Genomic DNA, 328 nt, shown 5'->3' with positions numbered 1-328 from the left:
CCGGTGCAGCACCCTCCGCCAACACCGATGGCGCCCCTTCGACCGTGCGTTCGAGGGGGCGCCGCGCTTATAATGGGCCCATGGAAGATGCACTTCGGGAAATATTCGACGCCGTGCGGGCGGGCACGCCCGTGGACGCCGTGTGGCTGGATAAGCTGGTGCGCCGCCATAACCGCGCGGCCCATGACGGCACGCGTCGCGAGGCGAAGCGTCGACTCCTGCCCTACTACCTGGCGGTGCGGGCGAATGAGCCCGAGCACTGGGCTGCATGGAACGTCGACGAGGCCACCGATCGAGCCGTAGTGCGCCTCTTGCAGGCAAAGCCCCG

At 68.3% G+C, this 328-nt stretch carries 1 pseudogene; it reads left to right on the top strand.

Features of this window, described 5'->3' with window-relative positions:
* Positions 1–80: 80 nt before the first annotated feature.
* A pseudogene (locus PZH32_RS12080) lies at positions 81–328 on the top strand (elongator complex protein 3); the annotation flags it as partial.

The sequence above is a fragment of the Adlercreutzia equolifaciens genome (genome assembly GCF_029076695.1).
In the GTDB taxonomy this organism is placed as follows: domain Bacteria; phylum Actinomycetota; class Coriobacteriia; order Coriobacteriales; family Eggerthellaceae; genus Adlercreutzia; species Adlercreutzia equolifaciens_A.
Note: the sequence above shows the minus strand (reverse complement) of the source record. Positions and strands in the feature narration are given on the sequence as shown.